13 protein-coding genes, 1 tRNA gene and 1 riboswitch are annotated in these 18,223 nt (G+C 36.2%); of the genes, 7 read left to right on the top strand and 7 right to left on the bottom strand.

The genetic code is table 11. The features are described from left to right. The first annotated feature begins 271 nt into the window (after window positions 1-271). Window positions 272-343, top strand: a tRNA-Glu gene (locus tag J7E44_RS13955). A gap of 185 nt (window positions 344-528) precedes the next feature. On the opposite strand, the gene J7E44_RS13950 is transcribed toward J7E44_RS13955, so the two are convergent. Beyond that, complete coding sequence (locus J7E44_RS13950; protein WP_214830883.1) at window positions 529-1,737, bottom strand: alpha/beta hydrolase-fold protein; 1,209 nt, start codon at window positions 1,735-1,737, stop codon at window positions 529-531. Window positions 1,738-1,915: 178 nt separating this feature from the next. Between J7E44_RS13950 and J7E44_RS13945 the strand changes: the two genes are divergently transcribed. The 5 genes from J7E44_RS13945 (at window position 1,916) to J7E44_RS13925 (ending at window position 6,572) form a co-directional block, all read left to right on the top strand. Beyond that, window positions 1,916-2,518: a Crp/Fnr family transcriptional regulator gene (locus J7E44_RS13945; protein ID WP_214830881.1), complete on the top strand. Its 603-nt coding sequence runs from the start codon at window positions 1,916-1,918 to the stop codon at window positions 2,516-2,518. Window positions 2,519-2,579: 61 nt separating this feature from the next. Then, window positions 2,580-3,425, top strand: coding sequence for an acyl-CoA thioester hydrolase/BAAT C-terminal domain-containing protein (locus J7E44_RS13940; RefSeq protein WP_214830879.1), 846 nt, complete (start codon window positions 2,580-2,582; stop codon window positions 3,423-3,425). 122 nt (window positions 3,426-3,547) lie between these two features. After that, window positions 3,548-4,207: a FadR/GntR family transcriptional regulator gene (locus J7E44_RS13935; RefSeq protein WP_214830878.1), complete on the top strand. Its 660-nt coding sequence runs from the start codon at window positions 3,548-3,550 to the stop codon at window positions 4,205-4,207. Between the two features lie 59 nt (window positions 4,208-4,266). Next, the gene (locus J7E44_RS13930; protein ID WP_214830876.1) at window positions 4,267-5,478 is read left to right on the top strand and encodes an MFS transporter; all 1,212 of its coding nucleotides are present in this window, start codon (window positions 4,267-4,269) and stop codon (window positions 5,476-5,478) included. Window positions 5,479-5,783: 305 nt separating this feature from the next. Beyond that, entirely contained in the window at window positions 5,784-6,572 is a 789-nt protein-coding gene (locus J7E44_RS13925) for a T9SS type A sorting domain-containing protein (RefSeq protein ID WP_214830874.1), read from the top strand. 206 nt (window positions 6,573-6,778) lie between these two features. Here the strand turns inward: J7E44_RS13925 and J7E44_RS13920 are convergent, their stop codons facing one another. The 6 genes from J7E44_RS13920 to J7E44_RS13895 all read right to left on the bottom strand — a co-directional run bounded on the left by J7E44_RS13920 (window position 6,779) and on the right by J7E44_RS13895 (window position 16,724). After that, window positions 6,779-9,052: a T9SS type A sorting domain-containing protein gene (locus tag J7E44_RS13920; protein ID WP_214830872.1), complete on the bottom strand. Its 2,274-nt coding sequence runs from the start codon at window positions 9,050-9,052 to the stop codon at window positions 6,779-6,781. 26 nt (window positions 9,053-9,078) lie between these two features. Continuing rightward, on the bottom strand, window positions 9,079-10,272 hold the full coding sequence (locus J7E44_RS13915) for a cell surface protein (RefSeq protein ID WP_214830870.1): 1,194 nt from the start codon (window positions 10,270-10,272) through the stop codon (window positions 9,079-9,081). 14 nt (window positions 10,273-10,286) lie between these two features. Beyond that, window positions 10,287-11,423, bottom strand: a complete 1,137-nt coding sequence (locus tag J7E44_RS13910; protein WP_214830868.1) for a YncE family protein — start codon at window positions 11,421-11,423, stop codon at window positions 10,287-10,289. Then, window positions 11,420-13,447 (bottom strand): TonB-dependent receptor plug domain-containing protein, encoded by a 2,028-nt coding sequence (locus tag J7E44_RS13905; protein WP_214830866.1) that lies wholly within the window; start codon window positions 13,445-13,447, stop codon window positions 11,420-11,422. The genes J7E44_RS13910 and J7E44_RS13905 overlap by 4 nt, the downstream gene beginning before the upstream one ends. 113 nt (window positions 13,448-13,560) lie before the next feature. Beyond that, a riboswitch (cobalamin riboswitch) is annotated at window positions 13,561-13,744 on the bottom strand. A gap of 352 nt (window positions 13,745-14,096) precedes the next feature. After that, window positions 14,097-14,621, bottom strand: coding sequence for a hypothetical protein (locus tag J7E44_RS13900; RefSeq protein WP_214830864.1), 525 nt, complete (start codon window positions 14,619-14,621; stop codon window positions 14,097-14,099). 39 nt (window positions 14,622-14,660) lie between these two features. Then, the gene (locus J7E44_RS13895) at window positions 14,661-16,724 is read right to left on the bottom strand and encodes an NIDO-like domain-containing protein (protein ID WP_214830862.1); all 2,064 of its coding nucleotides are present in this window, start codon (window positions 16,722-16,724) and stop codon (window positions 14,661-14,663) included. Between the two features lie 522 nt (window positions 16,725-17,246). Between J7E44_RS13895 and J7E44_RS13890 the strand changes: the two genes are divergently transcribed. Continuing rightward, on the top strand, window positions 17,247-17,636 hold the full coding sequence (locus J7E44_RS13890; RefSeq protein ID WP_214830860.1) for a helix-turn-helix domain-containing protein: 390 nt from the start codon (window positions 17,247-17,249) through the stop codon (window positions 17,634-17,636). The last annotated feature ends 587 nt before the right edge of the window (window positions 17,637-18,223 follow it).

Genomic DNA, 18,223 nt, shown 5'->3' with positions numbered 1-18,223 from the left:
ATCAAATCAGCAAAAATAATTGCTTAAATTACTCAGAAATTTATTGCGGGAATCGTGGATTTCTTCTATATTTGCACCAGCAATTGCAGAAAAGAAGTACATTAGGATTTAGTGAGTAATTCGATGAGCTACAAATAAATTGAATCCATAAGTAACTAATAATAAGGTATTTGTCTATAGCGGATTTATTCCCCTACGGGCTACAATAAGAGTTGTAAACTTATAAAAACAAAAACCTAACACACTAAGTCAAATTAGTGTAATCGTAGATGGCCCGTTCGTCTATCGGTTAGGACCTCAGATTTTCATTCTGGTAAGAGGGGTTCGACTCCCCTACGGGCTACGGAAGCTTAATAATCAGAGCTTATAAAAGCTGCAAACAGTGTTTGCAGCTTTTTGTTTTTTATCAACCAACCTGGTAAATGTTAATCCATTATAGTGAGTCCGCTCAAAATGGAACCAAAATTTTATAAATATACTTTTCTGGGAATGGCGAGCACTAAAATGGGAAACAGTGGTATCATCAATTCAATATTTCTCTTTAATTTTTATAATCATTTCTTTTCCATTTTCATTTTTGGGATTGAGCAAAACAGACCTCTTATAATGATCAAGAGCCCTTTTATTATCCCCTTTTAAAAAGTAAGCTTCTCCTAAACTATCATGAGCATTTGAAGAATTCGGATGGTCTTTAACATTTTGAGCAAATATTTCAATTGCCTGATCAATATGTCCGCCTTTTAATCTTTGATAGCCACTCTCATTCATAAAATCCTCACCAGGCTGTACGCTATATCCAAATTCTTTGGTCAATTTTTGAAAATGCATCTGTATATCCCGATAAGATCTGACCGAGGTGGTATCTTGTGGATTGATAAACCAATCTTTATAGATAAATCGTAATCCATCATACATACTTTTATATCCTACAGAAAAGTGATCCTCTTCCTTATAGGAATTGTATTGCCATTTAAATGATTTTGGTGCCAACCTTTTCAACTGGCCCACGAGCGAGTCAGCGGCCATCTTACCTCCAGGTTCCTCACCTAATGAAACCGGCATATATCCGGAAAGCTTTGGGTGCTCCTTAAGGAAACCGGAAAATCTTCCAAGAATTTCCATGTTACCGCCATAAATAGCAGGACTAATTACAATCTCCGACTGAAAAAGATCAGGTTCTTCTTCTTTGCAGTATACTGCGAATAACCCGCCCAGAGAATGCCCCGATAAAATGCGATAAGGTTCAGTTCTATAATTTTTATTAACATAGGGAATAAGTTCATCTTTTACATACCTTAAAAAATCTTTTCCACCACCACTACTTGCCAGGCTATTGTCTATCTTACCGTTAAAGATCAGAGAATGTATGGGCGTGAAGTCCTTTATGCGGTCGTTATTCACAACTCCTACTACAATTAACTGAGGAATTCGATATCTGTCAGATAAAAATCTTTCAAGTTCCGTCACATAAGCAAAGTTCTGATCAGGGTCTAATAAATATAAGACAGGATATTTTTCATTAGATCCTTCGTAGTTGGATGGTGTGTAGATCCACAACGTCCTTTGCTCATTTAAGATCTTTGAAGTTATCACTACCTTCTTTTGATTTCTTTTAGGAAGCTCATCATTCTGAGCCCCTGCATATGATGACAAATTAATGAAAAGCCCTATGAGGATAAATTTGACTAATAAAGTCCTATATAATAACCATTGTCTGTAGGTAGTGAAATCGATCATGCGATTAGTATTTCTGATAAATTTACTAAATTAGCTATAAACAACACAAATTCAACCAATTATCAATCAGAAAATTTAAAATCAGACCTTCTCAAAACTTTCTGTTAATTTCATTTAATAAATTTTATATTTATCTATTAAATTATTTTTCAAATAAAATCAAATAACCTGATAAATTATGGGACATGTTGATACAGAAGATAAAAATTCCGAACAAAAGGATCTATTATTTCTTCATTTTGAAAACTATATTAAGGTCAGCGATGAGCTGAGATCTGCTTTGTCTAAAAGCATACATTTTATTACTTTTAAAAAAGGAGATCTTGTACATGATGCAGATAAAGTATGTACTCAATCTTATTTTATTCAAAAAGGGCTCTTAAGAACTTATTTTCTAAAAGACGGAAAAGAAATCAGTGAGTATTTTCCTTCCGAAGGCGAATGGTGTAATTCTCCAAAGAGCTTATATAAAAGAGAAAAGGATATTTATTATATCGATGCTATTGAAGATACCCAAACTTTCTGCCTACACGTAAATGATCTTGTTTACCTGTTTGATCATTTCCCTGAAATGGAACGCTATGCAAGGCTTTCTATGGGAACAGTTGTCGGTCACCTGATGGAGCGTATAGCCTCACTCCGGTTTGCATCGGCAAAAGAAAAATACGATCATTTCATTCAGACTTACAAAGGCATCTATCACAGGATTCCCTTAGGAATGACCGCTTCTTATTTAGGAATAACCCAGGAAACATTAAGCAGAATAAGGGCTCAAAAATAACTTTTTGATATAGGTCAAAAGTTTATCCGTTATTAAATACCAATTTTGAAAAAAATATTACATGGAATTTAATAAAACAACCTGGGCATTTTTAATTTTATTGTTAAACTTCAGCCCGATTTCTATATTCTCACAGGATACTTTAAAAACAGCTAATGTAGAGGCAATTTTATATGTAGGAAATGATAAAAGCCAACCACTTATAGTTGGTCTTGGCGGATCAGAAGGAGGCAATGCATGGACAAAAGATTATTGGAAAAAAACACGACAAGAATTTATCGACAAAGGGTATGCTTTCTTGGCTATTGGATATTTTGGATGTAAAAATACACCATCCATATTAAACCAGATAGCCATTAACGATGTACATAATGCCATCATGGAGGCTTCTAAAAACAAAAAAATCAATAAAAACAAAATCGCAGTCATTGGAGGATCCAGAGGTGCGGATCTCGCATTACTATTAGGCAGCTATTATCAGGACATTTCTTGTGTCATTGGAATGTCATCCAGTAATGTTGTTTTTCCCGGCCATACCCAAGAGTTTACAACTTCCTGCTGGACGCTTAACGGGAAAGAGCTACCATTTGTTCCTGTAAATGAAGAAGCTGTTCCTTTTTTAATGAAGCATGATCTCAGGGGCACATTTGAAGCCATGCTAAAGGATACCATTGCAGAAGAAAAAGCCATTATAAAAGTAGAGAACATAAAAGGTTCGATTCTAATCTTATCCGGCACAAAAGATGAAATGATCCCTGCAGTACAAATGGGTAATAAAATGATTTCCAGACTTAAAAATAACAAATTCAGATATGCATATGAACATCAGATTTACGAAGGTTCTCATGCTGAACCCACGAAACATTTTGATAAAATATTCGCTTTTTTAGAAAAGAATTTTAAATAAAATCAAACCAGGCATTGACCCCACAACATTTATTATTCTTTTTACATTTATTTTTAGTTAAATAATTGCAGAAATATCTCAGATAATTTATACCTTTGCAGTCATCAGATGATAAGATGTATATGGCACAAATTCAAAGACGAACATTAGCTCAGGAAGTTGCAGAAAGGCTGACTGAAGGGATAATCAATAATGAATATGCTGTTGGTGAAAAACTTCCTATTGAGCCTGAGCTCATGAAAATTTATGGTGTTGGACGGTCAAGTATTCGGGAAGCCATAAAAATATTATCTATTAAGGGAGTATTAAATGTACAGCAGGGCGTTGGCACATTTGTAGTTTCCAAAAACATTCAGGAGTCTTTGGAAACCCAGATGGACAAAGCACAAATTGAAGATGTGTTTGAAGTAAGGTCTCTTCTGGAATCAAAAATTGCCGCAAGAGCAGCGATGTATCATACTGAAAAAGATTTAAAGACGATAAAATCCTATTTAGATCTCAGAGCCAAACTGGCTAAAGAAAATCAGGCTCTTGAATGTTATCAGGCGGATATTAATTTCCATGTCGCCATTGCAGAAGCTTGTGGCAATAGCCTTTTAAAAGAAATTTATAAAATAGCCAGTAAGCATGTGTTGAAAACGTATGAAAGCAGCCACAATAACAACACGGACTCTTTCATTGCTTCACAAAAAATACATACAGATCTTTATCTTTATATAGAAAAGAGAGACTCTGATCATGCTGCATTGACTGCACAGAAAATTGTTGAGAGACAATATTAAAATAATTAAACCCATAACAAAATTCATCAGATGACATGATGAATTAAAGATTTTATTTCATGGAAAATATAAAGACCCAAACAATTGACACTTCTAAAATTGTTTACCCCATTTTATTTATGATCAGTTTTTCTCATTTTTTGAATGACCTGATCCAATCTACTATTCCTTCATTATACCCCATTCTAAAAGGTGAATTTAAATTATCATTTGCTCAGATTGGTATTATTACTCTGGTATTTCAACTTACCGCATCTATTTTGCAACCATTTGTAGGGATCTACACGGATAAGAAACCCAATCCAAGATCTCTTGCCATAGGAATGGCATTATCCATGGCTGGTTTATTACTTCTTGCAGCTGCACATCACTATTATGTCATCCTTATTGCTGTTGCATTTATCGGAATGGGATCTTCAGTATTTCATCCGGAAGCTTCACGGGTTGCCCAAATGGCTTCAGGAGGACAGAAGGGACTGGCACAGTCTATTTTTCAGGTGGGTGGTAATTCCGGAAGTGCCATAGGCCCATTATTAGTAGCCCTCATTGTACTTCCATTAGGACAGGGGTATGTCGGTTTATTTGCTATTGCTGCCTTTATTGGTATCATCCTTTTATGGAGAATTGGAAACTGGTATGCCGAAAGATTATCCATTAAAAAAACAGCTAAACATAAAGATTTAGTTGTTAACATAAATCTTTCCCGCAAAAAAGTAATGTTCTCGATCACGATCCTACTGGCTTTAGTATTTTCCAAATATATTTACTTAGCGTCCATGACGAATTATTTCACTTTCTTTCTGATTGATAAATTTCATATCTCCGTTAAAGACTCTCAGTTATATTTATTTATGTTTCTTGCTGCTGTTGCTGTAGGAACTATATTGGGTGGAAAATTGGGCGATAAATATGGCAGAAAGAAAATTATCTGGATTTCAATTTTGGGGGCTGCTCCATTTACTTTATGCCTTCCGTATCTTTCATTAGTATGGACCATAGTATTTGCTGTTCTAATAGGTTTGATCATTGCTTCAGCATTTTCTGCCATCTTAGTATATGCAACAGATCTTATGCCCGATAAAATTGGTCTGGTAGCCGGTTTATTTTTTGGTTTCATGTTTGGAATGGGCGGAATCGGATCCGCTGTTTTAGGTGCAGTGGCAGATGATACCAGTATTGCATATGTATTTAAAATTTGTGCCTTCTTACCACTTATGGGAATAATAACAGCTTTTTTACCTAACATTAAAGGATCAAAAAAAAGTAATTAATATCATATTATTTATAAAGCATATTAAAACTCTTTACGACGTCGTAAAGAGTTTTGTTTTTCTACGAAACTAAAGACCTTTTCGCTTATTTTGATATTAGGATTAATTTATCAATCCATCCTATTAATTATAAAATTCACAACTTAATTTTTACACCATTTAAATAATAATTTCACGGTTATATCTAGTTTCCTGCTATTTAAAAAAATAAATTGAATACTAAATCACATAAAAATGAAATAAATGCAACAACATAATCTTTTTATATGTAACTTTATAGAAACTAAAAATTTAAATTTTTAACCATGAAAACAAATCTATTAGCAGGCCAAAGTATGACGAAAAAAGTAGTCTTGGCGTCTTTACTGTTCCTTATGGGCACTATGTCTTTTGCACAAATCGTTAAAACGTATCCAAGCAGCCAAACAAATCGGGCTTACGGTATTTGTGTCGCTTGTTTTGTACAAAATCCAGAAAATGCAGTAGGAAGTAATGAAAATGATTATTCTACTCTACTCGTTCCTGTGGGATTATTAGGAAGAACAGAACAGACCCTGATCTTCTCTGCCACGAATATAGCTGCAGATACCAATAAGCTTGTCATTGGTATTGGTACAGATCAATCCATTCTAACTGCCCAGTTAATAGGTGGAGTATCAGTAGAAACATTTCTTGGAGATGTTTCTAATAACGATTATATGAACATCCATGATAATGTTCTTAAGCTTGGCGGTACAGACGCAAGCAGAGGAGCTCTTGAGCTTACCATGAACAAGCCTTATGATCGTGTTAAGATAAGCCTTAACTCTGGTTTGCTTAACCTTAATGGTGGTTTCCGTATTTATTATGCATACCAATACAAGGATCCACATATCAGCTTAATGGCTAACATCCAGGATGGACAGATTACCCTTGATGGAAAAATTCCTTTCGAAGGATCTGAAGTTACATTAGTTAATTCATCAGGAAAAGAAGTTCACCGTTCTACACTGCAATCAAAAACATTTGAATCCAGACAACCGGAAGGGTTCTATATCTTAACACTTAAGACGAAAGAAGGAAAATTATATTCCCGTAAAATTATGATTAAGTAAAAGACATACACTTTAAAAAATCAACACCGGCAAGCTAAAGCTTGCCGGTGTTATTTATTTTACACCCAATCGAATTCCATTAAAATCAGTACGCTAAATAAATTGCAAATAAGCCTGACAACGTATTAAAAGGAATCTTCCTGAAAATAAAAACCTCTACCAATAGCGGTAGAGGTTAATATCAAATTAAAAAATCATTACAGAAATTAATTCTTAATAAATTTCTGTTGATATACAGCTTTATCAGTAACCACTTTTAGAATATACATTCCTTTAGTAAGTGTGCTTACATTGATCTGTCCATTATTGAACGGAGCATTGATCACTTTTCCTGAAATATCAAAAATAGTAGTGTTCATCACTTTATCCTGTGTTTTAATATTAAGGATGTCTGTAGCCGGATTAGGATAAATTCCTAATTCAAGTTTTTTAACTTCAGCGGTTCCTAATGTTGAAGTACTTGCATTTACTGTAAGGGATTTCTCAACTACTTTTCCATTAGAGTTAAAGCTTAATACAACAGTAGCCGTTCCCGTGCTCTGAGGTGTTAAAACCAGCTCATCATTTGTATTGATTACAGCAGTAACAATACCCGGATTGCTATTAGATTTTATGGATTTTACAATAGCCATCGATAAATTATCCGTATCTGAAACTACTGTTTTTAAATCGATTGTTGTAGTACTGTTCACTGTGGTCTGAGATGGGAATGTACTTTTCACAACCGGAGCATTATTATCCGGGAATACAGCCACTGAAGGGAACCAATAATAATCATTTAATGTCTTAGTATTTGTAAGAGCTCCTGTATTACTGAATGTATGTATCCAGTTTTTCTGATAATGCGCTCCAAAACCACTTTCTGTCGTATTTAGAATGAGCTCATCGGTTACTGGGTTAACACGCAATGCAGCACCATAAGGAATTTGCTTATACGTACCGGTCTGTCCTGGAATTGCAGCAAAGTTTTCATTAAATGCTTTAGAGGTAACATCAAACTTCACAATCTTCGCTCCTGAAGAAAAAGCATTGATAGAATTGATCCAGTATAAAGCATTTTGCTGGGTACTGTATGTAAGTCTTCCTGCATACCACGCTCCCCAGTCACCGAAATACTTAGTCGTAGGAATTGCATATTCTAATGTCGCAAAAGTAGTAGGATTAATGCTCACTAATTTCTGTTCCTGAATACCCCATACACTTCCATCTTTCGCCTGCACAATTGAATAGAATGCACCAGCTATAGTCTGAACAACGGCATTGGTATTAGGATTAATAACCAGGATACCCCCATTTTGTGTTACAGCAAATACATATTGTGAAGTACGGATCATATTTCCGATCTGCCCTTTTCCACCAGTTCCGGGAACCAGGCTTCCAACCTGTAAATTATCAATATTAAATAAGAAAATCCCTGTAGTCGTTCCTATGTATCCTTTATGTTCATTAACTCCAAGGAATGATCTTCCATCACCGCCACCAATTGTGTTAAATCCAGCTATTTTCTGCATTGTGGTCGCATTCGCAATGACAAGTCTACCGCCCGGTGTATATTGAGTATCTCCTCCATCAGCAGCCTGTTTAGAAATAAAATAAAATTTATCCCCATAAATGGTACCATATTGAGTAGTCGCTCCAAAAGACTGATTGTTATTTGCATTGCTGTACACTCGGTAGTTAATCTGTCCGTTATTATTAATAAAATTTACAGAACCATTGGTATGCCCAAACCAATCTTCATTCACCATAAAATAACCATCTGTAAATGTTGTTGGTGAAGAATAAGCTGACACCGGAGTCAGAGTTGTTGAAATAGGCTGATCAACCATTCCCGGATAAAAATTCCAGAGATCCCAAGAACCATCTTCTAAAACACGGCTGCTGGCTCCCAAACTTGAATATCCAAAGGCTGCATCTGCAGGATTTTTCACCCAGTAAGACCAATATCCGGTAGTCCATCCGGACTTCCAATGATCATTCGCTCCATCTATTGATGTATAGTCATCAAAATCATATGCCGTTGTATTAACAATCCCATTTAACGGATATAATGGATACGTAAGGTTTCCGCTCTTGTAAAGTCCAATAGTCCCTTGTCCATTCAGATCAAATCCAAGTCCTCCGATTGCACTTCCAAAAGTTGTCCCCTGGTATAGTAAAGAATAAAAACGATGATCTGTCTGAGCAATTGCTTTCAACATATCTTCTCCTGTAGCATTTCCATCCCATTTAAATCCCCAAACTAAAGCATCAGGATTCTTACCGTCGTTCCATTGTACTACAAAAGCAGCCTTTTTAGAACCTGTCCCTACCCAATACTGAATATCAGAAAAATCAGTGACGGTAGTGGTCGTTTTAAGCTCATTCTTTTGCTTTGAATTCTGCTTAATATCATTTCGGGGTACCCCTTGAACCGTTACCTGTGCATTGGTAAAAAATGCAAAAAATAACAGTAATGTTAAAAGATAGATCTTTTTCATTTTTAAATAAATTTATTGTTGAATTTTTATTTTATATACAAATCATAAGCACCGGCTACTTCAGTAGAAACCTCTCCCAGCCAACCAGCTTCCTGGTTAACAGCAGTATGTACTTTTACAAAATCAATCCCCGGAAGTTTTACATATTTTCCATTTTTATCGACCGCCCAAGAAATATCTATATTGGAGGCTTCATCATTATTCGGAGCATTATCGGCATATCCGAAATCGAAAGACTTCCCTACCCAATAGGATCCGTTTCCGCTCTGATCGTAATAGTTATTCTGTATTTTTGTTCCTGAGAAACCATAAGAAGCATCGGGAATCCATAATGGATAAAAACTGTGATCATGAAATCCATTTTTTGTCTTAAAACCAGTATTTCCAAGATTATCCTGCCATTTAATGTATTCTATATCAGCCTGCCAGGGTTCATTTCCAGGAACAGGAGGCTTATTTTCATTAGGTTTGAAATAAGTAATACTGTAGTTTTTAACGGTTGTATTTTTAAAATACTCGCTTCCAGCAATTTCATACCATTCATTATCATCCGGTTTCCCATTTTTATTTCTGTCATAAGCGACCATAATAATTCCAGGCTCACAAGATCCTGAGCGAGGTTCATTAGCATTATTCCCCCAGAAAGCATTTCCAAGGATTTTGAAATCCCGACCATTCATATTTGGTATGGTATGATCAAAGCCTAAAACTACATATCCTCCAAAACCACCTAAACTAATCATCGAGGTATTGGAACCCACCAAAGATCCTCTGGCTTTTTGAAGCATACTGCTGGAAGTATCTCCAATCATATATTCAGGAATTTCGTTGGTAAATTGTCCTACAGCAGGACGGAAATCCAATACATTGGAAACATATTTACTGTAAGAACCGGGTTCTTTATTGACAATAATTGTTGATTGATACGTTTTTACCTTTCCGTTCTGATCTATTTTTAAAGTAAGAGGGTACGTTTTAATATAGGGACTGATAAAGTCCAGCTCTGAGCCCTCAGAAATAATGGAGTCTTTAATGCTCCATGTCATTTTTCCTGAAACATTCGCGGCAATATTCAGAACGTTGAAACGGTTGATCGTATAAGATTCTTCTAAACCATTAAATGGTGAATCTTCATCTCTGTCACTTTTACATGCGGTCATTCCTACCAATAGAAATACCGTCAGTACAGTTTTTAAAATTTTAAAAATATTTCTGTCCATATCTTAGATTCTGTTTATTTGTATAAAAAGGTGAAGTGTGCCGGTATATTTCCACCCTCGGTTTTCCATTTAAAATGTCCACTTTTATTAAAGCAGTAGACAAATCCTGTAGACACATAATTCCGGGCGTCTGTAATGTAAATATCTTCTGTGATCGGATTTACAGCTATTCCGTAAGGTGCTTTAATACCATCTACGTATTCCTGGTCAATAATTTTATTGGAAATGATCTGCTCGGTTTTTACATCAATAATGCCAAATGATTTAGAATAAGAGTGGGTATTGTAATTAAACTCATTCCCGTAATAATACAATTTGTCATTAACGATGGTCATTTCGCTTACTGCCACATGAAAATCTTTTTTCAGCACTCCTGTTGCAGCATCCACTAAATATAAACTTGAAGGGATGTTATAATAATCCCCTCTGGAGCTCACATATAAATCGCCGTAATTGTCTTTTTTAAGACGGTGAAGATTAATTGCGACATCCAATTTCCTGGTTTCTGTAAATGAATTGAGATCAATTACCGAAACCGTTTTATCATAATTAGGAACCATATACCCTCCCGAGTTAGCGACAAAAAGCTGATTGCCTACAATCTCCATTTCTTCAGGCTGATATCCCACTGTTACCTGTCTCTGAATGGAAAGTGAAACCGTATCAATTTCTACAACCTTTCCTTTAGGAGCATTAGGATTGATATCAACAGGTCCGGCATAACTGCTTGCATACGCTTTTCCATCTTTAAATTTGATATATCTGCAATTCTGTAACTGAATTGTTTTAATACGCTTTGCTGTTTTAGCATCTAATACCTCAATTTTATTGGAAACATTTACAATCACATAGAGTTTGCTTCCATAGATCTGGATATCATTTCCAACATCACCCAACTCCTTTACGACATTGGGATTGATTTCACCATAAATATTACGTCGGTACACTCCTGTTGTATAATCAAAAAAGTCCAGCGTACATTTATTACTTCCCATATTTCCCTCATTAAGAATATAAAACCCTTTAATAGCCGTATTTTCTGGCTGTGCCAGACCTTCCTCTTTTTGCTCACGGGGAATATATTCATCTGTTCTGCAAGAAAAGAAGAAAAGAAGCAGACCGATCAGGAGGCAAAAGTTTAATTTTCTCATAATGTAAAACTTACAATTAGTTTAAAAGTTCTTCCAGGCATAGGGTAATTCAGTACCACATCATAGTATTGATTGAAAATATTGTTGACCTCCAGGCTCGCTTTAATTTGATGTGTCTGCCAGTTGAATTTTTTTTGCACCGATAGATCGTGAGTATACCAAGGCTGAATATAATTGTATTGAATATTGTTTTGCTGGCCGTCATATCGTTCCCCTACATAAACAAAACTATAATTGAAACTCCAGTCTTTGTAATCTGCCATTGTCGTAAAGTTTCCACTATGCCATGGAGTATATGGAATCTGATCCCCGAAATAGCTTTCGCTTCGATCAGAAAAATCCCGTGCCCGCTGAAAGGTATAGTTGACCTGAGGTCTTATGGTTACATTTCCAAAATTCAGATCAGCCTGTACGTGAACATCAGTTCCCAGGATCTCTACATTTCCGAGATTCAGCATTGTCCATCGGAATAAGTTTCCTGTGGGAGCTGCAATAATTTTATCTTCCACCTTATTGAAATAGCCATCTACTGTAGCATAAATACCCTTTAAAATCTGATGATGATAGGATTTCCCATAGGTAAAACCTACGTTATACTGATTTGTAAATTCAGGTTTTAGAAAAGCATTTCCAATTACCGTATAATACAGATCATTGAAAGTAGGCATCCTGAAAATTCTTTTGTAAAAAGCTCTTATGGTTATCTCCTTAGAATTAAAAGGCTGATAGGACAGAAATGCCGCTGGTGTCCATTCTGTTTTATCCGGAGATTTAGAATTTTTCTCAACTTCTTCACTTACAAAAGTACCCAGAACACTTCCTAAAAATTTGAACCGCCGCCACTGGTAAGTCGTCGCAAAAGCCATTAATGTAGTATAACGGGTAGGGTAGGAAAAATTAAACAAATTGGCATCCAGATTATTATACTGAAAATCTACACTCGCACTTATATCCCAGTTGGATGTTATAGAATACATATTGGATGAAGAAACATATACTTCACGCTGGATATAACTGTTGCGAACAGGAAAAGCCGCTTCTGTAGAAACTGTATCTGCATAAAAAGTATAATCGTAAGCAAATTTTGCTCTAAGCTGTGTTTCAAATTTTGGAAATAGTTTTTTCCTTAAACTGGCTTGAACAAAGTAGCTTTCATCCCGCAATCTTTGTCCCCGTGCACCAAACCGATTATTAACAATCGCTGCCGGAATTCCACGATCAGACAAATAACCATATCCTCTCACACTCCAGTTTCCATCTTTTAAATCCCCATGAAGACTTGTTTCAAACCTTTTTGACTTAATATCAGAATCAAATCTTTTGGCAATTGTATCATTGGCAATTTCTCCATCAGGATATTTCTTTCTATATCTAAATTTATAAACTCCGTCACTTTGTATAAATTCAGAGCTGAAGCTTGCCGATATTTTCTCAGATATTTTTTGTTCTAACCGAAATGAAGGATTAAATAAATCAATGGAACTGTTTTTAAATCTTACGACAAGATTGGTTTTTTTATTTCCTTTAAAAGTTGGGATTTTTGGCTGCAGATAAATGGAACCCGAAGAACCAAAATCTTTTGCAGGCTGAAAAATTTCACTTTTCTGCCCGTTATAAAGAGAGATTTCTTCAAGGTCATCAAGAGAAAACCGCCCTAAATCCACAATCCCATTTTGAGCATTTCCCAACTGGATACCATCATAGAAAACACCAACATGCTGGCTTCCCATGCTACGGATATTGATGGTTTTCAGACCTCCGATCCCGCCATAGTCCTTAATTTGAATCCCCGCAAAATACCGGAGAGCATCTGCTACGGAATGGCTGTTAAGCCTCTCTAATTGTTCTCCCGATATTACCTGTGCCGGAAGGATCTCTTTAAAGGTCTTTTTCTGAATATGTACAGGAACAATGACCTGTTCTTTAATAGTATCCCTCGACTGAGAAAAGAAAAGCTGAGCGAATAGCACAAGAATTGTGATAATCGTTTTATTCGTTTTATAAAAAGTAAATTTTGGTTCCATTAGCTCATTGAGAATAATTTTAATGCTAATGGATATAAGAAAGCAGCAACGATATTGTACAGCTATAACTGCACAGAATCATTGTTGTCCTAAGCTTTATTCCACGAAAGCATCAAACTTTAATCTTTCCGGCAGGTCTTCTGACTTACTCTATTTTTGAAATCCTTCCCATTAAAAAAACAGTGGATATATGCTTCAAAAACTTTTGTAGAGCTTACAGCAGCGGGTCTGTTCCGGATTTACACCGGATTCCCTATTAAGAGCTTTTTATGGCTCACCAGAATCCGGCAAAGATAGAAAATTCTGCTTAGAAACAATACGGAATCTAACAAAATGACAATCAACCACATATAAGCTAACATTCCGTTACTATTGCAACGGAATGTTGTGTGTCATTCTGAACACAGACTGTAAGTCGGCGAACGGAGTTCGGAAGTGGGGTGAAGAATCCCGATTAAGATTTACGTTAACCATTCATTCATTAGATTGTGATTATAGAGATTCCTCCTTTGTCGGAAAGACATTCCGGAGACAACACAGAAGCTTAAAAAAAATCCTCTAAAGCATAACGCTCTAGAGGATTCGCTAAAAAAAATACATGATTATGAATATTGTACTATTCCTAATCACTCACAAAAATGAACAAAAATTATTTCCAAAAATTCCATACTTTGCCATCAAACATGGCAAAAGTCTTACTTCTTACGTCATAGCATATCGTTCCCGGATATGGACTTGGCATTGTCTCTACATTAGAGACATGGGGAAGGATCAATGCTTTAGTATCGGATTCCAGAACCAACGCCCCTCCTGTAGCAGCAGAAGTCGCAGCGCCTATGATCACACTGTTTACAGAGGCTGCCTGTGGGGTGGATGTGTTAAAAGTAACCGCAGCAGTATCGCCGGGATCACTGAAGTTTACCACTCCCGAACTGGTAACACCCTGTATCACTTTGTTATACATTCGTATCGTTCCTGCAGAAGGAGTGGAGTTTGCCTCTGTTAATACCGGAAGGATGATCCCTTTGTTTATTCCTGTAGGAAAATCCAGGATACCGCTCCCTCTTATCGTTTCCGTTTCTACACCCACCTGAGCTCCGGCAATGCCTGCCATACACAATGCCACTATAGATAAGGTTTTCTTTATATTGCTTATATTGTTTATATTTTTCATTATTCTGCTTTTTTGTTGATTGATCTTTCTGCAGACCGATTAGTCATTACACGATTTTTCAATACATTTCCATGAGGTTCCGTTGTATAAACTGAAACAGTTTTTAGAGGTGTCATAGATCAGCATTCCTGCTACAGGATCGGTGATCTTACCGGGAACTGTTCTAGTAATTACCAGCCCGTTGAAGCCTGACTCCAGTGCGATAAAACCATTAGGAATCTTAGCCGGCCAATCCTTTTGCAAAGAACTGTACCCTGACATACCCATCTTTGTAAAAGCGGTAGGAGTCGCCGTAGAAGCTGGCTTCGTACAGGTAGTTACCACGCATACTCCTGTAATAGTGAATGTACTTGGAGGTGAATCACAGCTATTTACCGTATCTCTATAAGTAACCGTATACACTCCTGCCTTGCTTACGCTGGTAGGGTTAGCTACTTCAGCTCCCGTACTGTCTCGCCACATCAGGATCAGGTTATGGGGATTAGGATTTAAAGGCACTACAAAGCTGTTCAGATTAATAGATCCACTTCCGCAAGGAACAGAAGTCTGCCTAAGAACCGGCCTCGTTTCTGCATTACACTTAAAGATCACTTTATTGATACTGTTATAAGTACCTGAATCTTTACCGAAATTAAGAGATATTCCCATTCCATTATCGGTATTAGGATTCGAATTAATTACATTTTTATAAGCTAAATCATTATCTAAATTACTATTCAAGGCAAAATAGTTCGCCGAATAATATCCACTCCATGGGGTTCCTGAAACATACTGGAAGGCCTCGTAAGAGCCTTGCTTTTGTACACCCATCGTATAATAGGGAGCCTGGCCGGTTACAAATCCCGGACCACTGTCCCCCCCATTAAGGTAAGTATCCCAGCCATGTGCTACTTTTACCAACTCTGTGTTACCAACAGGGATCTCTACTTCATAATCTACCGTCATAAATGTTTCAGGACTTCTGTAATAATAATATACATTCAGAAAATAATCCCGCCCATTTTTAGTGGCCCTGAGGCGTATCTTATTACGTTCAATTCCATCGGCATCCGGACCTGTATCCTCCTGACACGTATTTGAAACAATTGTAAGGCGACCTCCATCCGTAAACCCTGAAGAGGCTTTCAATGTACCGGTCGTATATTGAGTACCCCCTATTCCCAGTATAAGACCATGCGTAGTACCAGGCACTGAATAAGGACTGGAAGTTCCGCTGTCTAATCTGTCATCACTTTTATAAATCTGTCCCGTTCCATTTCTTACAATCTGGATATTCCCGGCACCAGTCATAATAACACGAAGTCCGTCTGTGCCTTTTGTACCACCACTGTTATTAAGTGTAGTTCGTCCAGAACAAACTATAGTACAATTATTATCGCCCGGTGTAAAAGCATACACCTGGTTTGTGGCTGGTCTATTGAGATCTGAAGATTGAGTCGATGAGGCCGTAGGAGATGATGAAGCATTATTTAGCCATCTCTTATGGCTACTATCAGAGCCATAGAAAAGACCTATACTCAAACCACTTGGGCTACCTGATGCAAATTCCTGTTTATAAATATATTTTATTTCGTTAGTCTCTTCATAAAGTTTTACCTGAAAAGAAATATTTTTATCGTAAAAACCAGAACCATACCGTTTCCAGTCTCTCCATTCCATGGTAAAAACCCTGTTGGGAGCGGTACCGGAAGTAGCATAGCTGGCTTTCCCCAAACGACCATCCAAATCAGCCCAAAAGGGAGCTAAAAATCTTTTCCAGGATAAAGGCTCATTATTATTAGAACTATAAGGGCTTCCACCTTCAAATGACAATGTTCCATCAGAACTGGCATATACCTGGGTATAATCCTTACAGCCAAATTTAAAACTAAAACCGATAGGCAATGCTCCGCTAAATCCGGTATCAACCTGAATACTGCTTACCCCTGTGCCTCCCGTAAGATATGTAAAACTTCCCGACGATGCAGAAAAGGCATAGGGAGTAGTAGTATTTGCCATCCAATTTTGCGATTCCTGAGCTTTAAGCCCGGTCGGAAATATCAAGAGTAAGAGGGTCAGTATTGCAACGAAGCAACTGACCTTCTTCTGAAGATTTTCTTTCATTTTGTTTGTGTTTTAAGTCCGCAAAATTAGATGTTTGCCTGATCAACAGGAAACATTTAATCAGCTATTAATATGCTATACATAACTGATTTGCAGTACATTATATTGATATATTAAAAATAATTGATATAGTACCAGAGAAAATATTTTAGATTTTTTTCAATAGAGCAGTATGAATTAGAATCATTCTGACTACCTGGTAAAATTTGTTCGTAGAAATACATTGCCTGGAGAAATCTGACAAGTTTGCTCTTCAGGTAAAAAAGCAGATTTAAAACCGCAAAGAAAGATACCTTACCATTTCTCCTTAACCTCAAAGTTTTTTAAACATTTAATCTATTTTAAGTGCTGAAATAATGCATAAGAAGAACACAGAAGTTTTTTAAAAAAATCTCTGATTCTATAAACTTCAATAGCGAAACATCTTTTTGCTAAATTAAACCCGATCACATGATCCTCAGGAAGTCTATTTTTTCTACATAAGTTAAATTTTTTTTTTGCACATTTGTAAAAATATCTGAGATGCAAAAAGAAAAATTACGTGCCCTAAGAAAGAAAAGAGGCCATACCCAACAGGAGATCGCTGATCTGCTTGCAACAGATGTATCCAACTACAGCAGAAAGGAAAGCGGCAATGTTAAGATCATAAGAGCTGAATGGGAGAAAATAGCAGGCTTTCTGGATGTTCCACTTGAAGACATCTACGAAGAGGATGAAGCGACCATTATTATAGAAAATCAGGTATTTAATGATAGTCAGGTATCTTCTGTCAATACTAATTTTTCCGGTGATAATGTTTCGAACTTCACCAATGATCTAAGTATAGAAATCATTAAAAATCTACAGGATTATATCAGCCTGCTAAAAGAAGAAATGATCAGCCTAAAAAAGAAAAACGAACCGGGCCAATAAGGCTTCCGTATTAACCGACATACTGAAAAAGCATTCTGTAACAGGATGCTTTTTTTTAACCACAAAAGGCACAAAAGTTTTTAAACACTTTCGTTTTTCAAGTTAATATATGCTCTATAATAAGTACACATAAGTTTTAATTTCTGTAAAGACCTTAGTACGATCGTATTTAAATAAAATATTTGTTTTCAAAGTAGAAACTTCTCAATACGATTTCTTCAAAATCTACTCGAAGTGACGTAGAATATTTCGGGTTGATTTACAGAGAGATATTCAATTTACCGTCAGCTCGATTGTATAATAGTTTATTTAAACACTTTTCTCTTTATAGTAAATTTACTTGTTGATCACTTTGCTAATCTAAAGGAGTGTTTTTCGTAATACGGGATGTAATCCTGCGAACGTAGTTCAGAAGAAAAATGTATCGAGAACATTCTTATAATAAAACCACAAAAGTTTTTTAAACATTTAATTTATTTTAAGTACTAAAATGCTCCGTAAAAAGAACAAAAAAAATCTTTGATTTTTCTCCTGGAACAAGCTTCATAGCGAAGCCATTCTTTGCTAACTTAAATTATATAATATCG

The sequence above is a fragment of the Chryseobacterium sp. ISL-6 genome, from assembly GCF_018613715.1.
Taxonomy (GTDB): Bacteria; Bacteroidota; Bacteroidia; order Flavobacteriales; family Weeksellaceae; genus Chryseobacterium; species Chryseobacterium paludis.
This window is presented reverse-complemented; position numbering and strand designations above follow the sequence as displayed.